Source organism: Actinomycetota bacterium (assembly GCA_030776725.1).
Taxonomy (GTDB): Bacteria; Actinomycetota; Nitriliruptoria; order Nitriliruptorales; family JAHWKO01; genus JAHWKW01.
Genome location: JALYHG010000174.1, coordinates 1 through 4,651, shown reverse-complemented (window position 1 = coordinate 4,651; position 4,651 = coordinate 1). Strand labels below are relative to the sequence as shown.

The window sequence follows — 4,651 nt, the reverse complement described above, 5'->3', positions numbered from 1 at the left end:
GACCTTGGCGGTGTGCACGATGCTGGAACGGCCGAACCCCATGATGCCGCGGACGACGGTCGCGCCGGCCAGTCCCTCGCGTCGGAGCAGTTCGACGATGGCCTGGTAGAGGGGACGTCCGTCGTGTTCGTCGTCCTCGCCGACGAAGATCCGCAGCAGCTTGCCGTCGGTGACGTTCTCCATGATGTGTCCTCGGTCAGGTGGGGTTGAGCAGCCAGCTGGTGGTCGCGACCGCCGCAATCCCGGCCGCGAACATGCCGGCCAGGTTGACCGCGGCGGCGCGCAGCTGCCGTGGGGTCGGCGGTTCGGTGAGGCGGACGGATTCGACCATCCACGTGGAGAAGGTCGTGAACCCGCCGGCGAACCCAGTGCCGGCGACCGTCAGGACCGCCTCGGGTAGACGGTGGGCGGCGTGAAGTGTGATCAGCATCCCGAGTAGCGCGGCGCCGGTGATGTTGACGACCGCGGTGCCCCACGGCTGGCTCGACCCGGTGCGGCGTTGCACGATCCCGGTCAGGCCATAGCGGGCGAGCGCGCCGAGCCCTCCTGCGATGATCGCAGCGGTGGTGATCACGGGCGTCGCTCGGCGAGTCGCATCGCGACCAGCGCCGCCAGCAACCCGCCGAGCATGCTCGCCGCGGCGTAGCCGGCCGCGACCCCCGTCCGTCCGCTGGTCGCCAGCTGCCAGGTCTCGGCCGACAGCGCCGAGAAGGTCGTGTAGGAGCCGAGCGCCCCGACGCACAGCAGCGGGATGGTCAGCACGGTGGTGGGGGCGGCCTGCTCGAAGCGGACCAGCAGGTAGCCGAGCAGCAGCGCACCGGTGAGGTTGACGACGAACGTCGCCCACGGCCAGCCCGCGGGGTTGGCGGGCAGCGTGGCGACGACGATCCGCAGGCCCGAGCCGGCACACCCGCCGATGAGCACCGCGAGACGTCGACGCCACGCCAAGGGAACGTGGCGGCGGACGGTCGCACGGGGCCCGTCGAGCGCCCGCAGCAGCCGGCAGCGCTCCTCGGGTGAGGGTTCGGTCAGCTGCGGGTCGCTCGCCACGTGGCCTCCTGCGTCAACCCCGACGGTCGTCACAGGAGCCATCAGCCACGCGGGCGGTTGTCGGCGAGCCCCATCGCCATCGCCGTGCATGCTACGCGCCGCGATTCAAGGAGACCCGGGTGGACCGGTGGAGTCGAGTGCCCTGCAGCTCGAGGCCAGCCCGTCGCGTCGTCCACATAGGTCACGGATCCGCGGCCGCGGCGCGGCACGCCGGGCGTACGGTGGTGACAGTTGCCAGTACCACCGTCCGAGGTGCAGCATGACGGCGATGACCAGCGGCGAGCTGCTGCAACAGCTCACGCGGACGCTGGGAGCGGAGACCGCGAGCGCCCTGATGGATCGTCTGCCACCGGCCGGAGCCCGTCTCGTCACGCGCGATGACCTGCTCGCCACCCGCGAGGAGCTCACCCGCGAGATCGGGGAGCTCGAGCAGCGCATGAACGCACGGTTCGACGCGGTCGACCACCGGTTCGACGCGGTCGACTCCCGTGTGGGTGAAGCCGAGCACCGGCTCATGGCCGCAATGCGAGGCGAGATCGTCACCGCGATCACCACACAGACGCGCACCATGATCTTCACGATGGCCGGCACGGTCTTCAGCCTGATGGCGTTCCTGGTCGTCTTCCAACGCGTCGCCGGCTGACGGTCCCGGCTGGGTGGCAGCGCCGACGGAAGTCGCGGCAGATGCCGACACGCTGACGATCGTGTCAGGAGGTGCCGCCGCCTGGGGGTCACCACGGCGTCCGTGATCAACGGCGCACGTGGCAAATGCGCAGTGCGCTCCTGACCTCGTCCTCTGATGGCACGGACCCCGGACGAGGTCGTCCGGGGTCCGCTTCCGGGTATGGCTGGATCCTGCGTGCCTCCGTTACGGGCGGGCGGGGCGCTCCACGCTGTTGGAGCGCTGGCCCTGACCGGCGTCCGCGGGGGGGTCCTGCGGGCGGTGGGCGTCGCTGGCCTCGTTGGCGGGGACGTCCGCCGGCGGGTCTTGCGGACGGTGGGCGTCGCTGACCTCGCTGTGCTCGTCGGCCGCGGCGGGCTGCTCGGGGCGCTCGTCATCGGCAACGTCGGTACCGGCGTCGCGGCCTGCCGACGCCCGACCGTTAGATGCGGCGTCGGACACCGCACGACCGAACGCGCTCGGGTCGTCGGACTGCGACTGTGAGTTACCGAACTCGCCCGGCTCGCCGTGGTGCTCGTCGATCACCGAACGCACCGCCTCGGCGGTGCTGCTGCGATCTTCGCCGCCGCGCTGTTGGGTCTCGACGTCCTCGTTGCCAAGCTCCTCGGTGTTGCCCTCCTCGGTGTTGCGCTGGTCGGTGGTGTTGACCGGCTGGTCCTGGCTGCCGGCGGGGACCGAGATCCCGACGCGTGCGGCCGCTTGGTTCAGCCCGTCTTGCATGGCGTCGGGGAGCTGCCCGGTGGCGCCTGCGACCAGGCCGGCTGCGGTGACGGCGCTGACCGCACCGGCAGCGACCTTGAGGCTCAGCGCGCTGAAGAGTGTCTCGAGCATGTCGTTGGTCTCCTAAGTGATGTCTTCGTCACGATGCGTCGTTGCCCGTGACTCACAGTGGCGTATGCGTCGATCGGGGCCCGGGAGTTACGGGTGGCTGAAAGATGGCCCCGCGTGACTAGCCCGCTCGCGGCGGAGGGATCGATGGCTGATACGGCTGAGCTGGTGGCTGCGACCCGATCCGGTGACGGCGCCGCCCTGGGACTGTTGCTCCAGCGTCACCCGCGCGTGGTCGTACGCCGCGGCCCTCGGCTGCCTGCGCGACCCCGTGGAGGCGCAGGACGCCGTTCCCGGTGGAGACGCGCCTGGGGCTCTTGCGTGCCTACGCCTACCGCATGCGGTGGGCCTGGTAGCCGGCGTGAGGGCGATCCCGCTCATCCTCCGGGCGTCGAGACGGTCGCGCGCCGATCGACGGCCGTCTCGAATCTCGGGCGCGAACCCCGGCGGTTCGTCCACAACGTCGTAGCGGCACGTTCGCCTGCGTACTGGGAACGCCCCCATGCTGGCGGGGACGAGCGAGGGCGCACGTGGCGGGACCGTGTCGACGTACCAGATGGAGTGGCTGGAGACCCAGCGTCCGCGTCTCGCCGCGCCCACCTGACACGCCTACCGGGGCATCGTCGATCGCTACCTCGTTCCGGGCTTGGGAGATCTCGCCCTCGACGCGATCGAGGTGCGCGACCTCGACCGGTTCCACGCCCCGCTGATGCGCAGCGGCGGCACGAACGGCAAGCCGCTGTCGCCTGGACGTCTACGCACACGTCCTCCCGGCGATGGACGACGACGCGTGGCCCGCTTCAGCGCTGAGGTGTCGGACCAAATGTGCCATCAGCATCAAGATGGTAGGTACTGATGCTAAGATGCTCGACATGCGGACCACCATCAGGATCGACGACGCCCTCTACCGAGCGGTGAAGGAACGCGCCGCACGGGATGGCCGCACGGTCGGCGAGGTGATCGAGGACGCGCTGCGTCGGTCGTTCGAGTCGTCAGCGCGGCGCGCGGACGAGGATCTGCCGCCACTGCCGACCTACGGAGGCAGCGGGACCCTGCCGGGTGTCGACCTCGGTGAGGGGGCGGCCCTACGTGATGTCATGGATCGCGACGAGGATCTGCGTGCGCTTCGTTGATGTGAAGGTCCTCGTTTACGCCCACCGACCCGAGGTTCCGCATCACGATCGCTACCGGATCTGGTTGGAGGAGGCGCGTCGCGCAGACGAGCCTCTCGGACTCGCTTCGGTGGTGCTCTCGGGCTTCATCCGTGTCGTCACCCACCCTCGTGTCTTCCGGGAGCCGACGCCGCTCGATGTGGCGTTCAGCTTCAGCGATGCCCTGCGGACGGGCGCGAACGTCCTCGCCGCAGATCCCGGCCCACGCCACTGGGCGATCTTCGAGCGGTTATGCCGGACCGGAGAGGCACGGGGCAACCTCGTGCCCGACGCGTACGTCGCGGCGATCGCGATGGAGCGCGGCGCGACCCTCTACTCGGCCGACCGGGGCTTCGCCCGTTTCCCCGAGCTCACCTGGATACACCCGCTCGACGCCCTCTGAGCCGGAAGCATCTCTTGTCGCCAACCGGGCGTCAGCCGCTCGCGGCGGAGGGATCGATGGCTGATACGGCTGAGCTGGTGGCTGCGACCCGATCCGGTGACGGCGCCGCCCTGGGACTGTTGCTCCAGCGTCCACCCGCGCGTGGTTGTACGCCGTGGCCCTCGGCTGCCTGCGCGACACCGTGGAGGCACACGACGCGTACACGGATGCGCTCCTGGTGGCGGTCCAGCACGTGGGCTCCCTGCGCGCCCCGGAGGCGTTCACGCCGTGGCTGCAACGCATCGTGCGCAACGTCTGTCTCGCCCGGCTGCGACGCCGAACACCTGCCCTGGTCAGCGTCGAAGACGTGACTGAGGACCTCGTCAACGCCGGAACCCCCACGGAGGAGACGCTCGAATCACAGCTCCTCGGCGACTGGATATGGGCGGCGCTGGCTCAGCTACCGGAGCACCTGCGGCTGGTCGTGATGCTGCGGTACTTCGGCCAACAGCACCCGTACGCGCAGGTCGCCGCGGTGCTCGGCGTCCCGGTCGGAAC

The 4,651-nt window shown here is 70.2% G+C and carries 8 protein-coding genes and 1 riboswitch; of the genes, 4 read left to right on the top strand and 4 right to left on the bottom strand.

Annotated features, from left to right (window positions below):
- From M3N57_08095 to M3N57_08085, 3 genes are all read right to left on the bottom strand, one after another.
- Positions 1–183: DUF190 domain-containing protein (locus M3N57_08095; protein MDP9022645.1), on the bottom strand; the 183-nt coding region annotated here is incomplete at its 3' end.
- A gap of 13 nt (positions 184–196) precedes the next feature.
- Positions 197–574, bottom strand: a complete 378-nt coding sequence (locus tag M3N57_08090) for a CrcB family protein (protein MDP9022644.1) — start codon at positions 572–574, stop codon at positions 197–199.
- The gene (locus tag M3N57_08085; GenBank protein MDP9022643.1) at positions 571–1,050 is read right to left on the bottom strand and encodes a CrcB family protein; all 480 of its coding nucleotides are present in this window, start codon (positions 1,048–1,050) and stop codon (positions 571–573) included. The genes M3N57_08090 and M3N57_08085 overlap by 4 nt, the downstream gene beginning before the upstream one ends.
- A 25-nt stretch (positions 1,051–1,075) precedes the next feature.
- A riboswitch (Fluoride riboswitch) is annotated at positions 1,076–1,137 on the bottom strand.
- A 172-nt stretch (positions 1,138–1,309) separates the two neighbouring features.
- Between M3N57_08085 and M3N57_08080 the strand changes: the two genes are divergently transcribed.
- The gene (locus tag M3N57_08080) at positions 1,310–1,693 is read left to right on the top strand and encodes a hypothetical protein (protein ID MDP9022642.1); all 384 of its coding nucleotides are present in this window, start codon (positions 1,310–1,312) and stop codon (positions 1,691–1,693) included.
- Positions 1,694–1,918: 225 nt separating this feature from the next.
- Here M3N57_08080 and M3N57_08075 read toward each other — a convergent pair whose 3' ends face one another.
- A complete protein-coding gene (locus tag M3N57_08075; protein ID MDP9022641.1) occupies positions 1,919–2,563 on the bottom strand; it encodes a hypothetical protein in 645 nt (214 codons plus the stop codon).
- 869 nt (positions 2,564–3,432) lie between these two features.
- Between M3N57_08075 and M3N57_08070 the strand changes: the two genes are divergently transcribed.
- The 3 genes from M3N57_08070 to M3N57_08060 all read left to right on the top strand — a co-directional run.
- Positions 3,433–3,693 carry a ribbon-helix-helix domain-containing protein gene (locus M3N57_08070; GenBank protein MDP9022640.1) on the top strand — a complete coding sequence of 87 codons (261 nt, stop codon included), beginning with the start codon at positions 3,433–3,435 and terminating at the stop codon, positions 3,691–3,693.
- Positions 3,680–4,114, top strand: a complete 435-nt coding sequence (locus tag M3N57_08065) for a type II toxin-antitoxin system VapC family toxin (GenBank protein ID MDP9022639.1) — start codon at positions 3,680–3,682, stop codon at positions 4,112–4,114. The genes M3N57_08070 and M3N57_08065 overlap by 14 nt, the downstream gene beginning before the upstream one ends.
- 154 nt (positions 4,115–4,268) lie before the next feature.
- On the top strand, positions 4,269–4,651 hold a 383-nt coding region (locus tag M3N57_08060; protein ID MDP9022638.1), incomplete at its 3' end, for a sigma-70 family RNA polymerase sigma factor.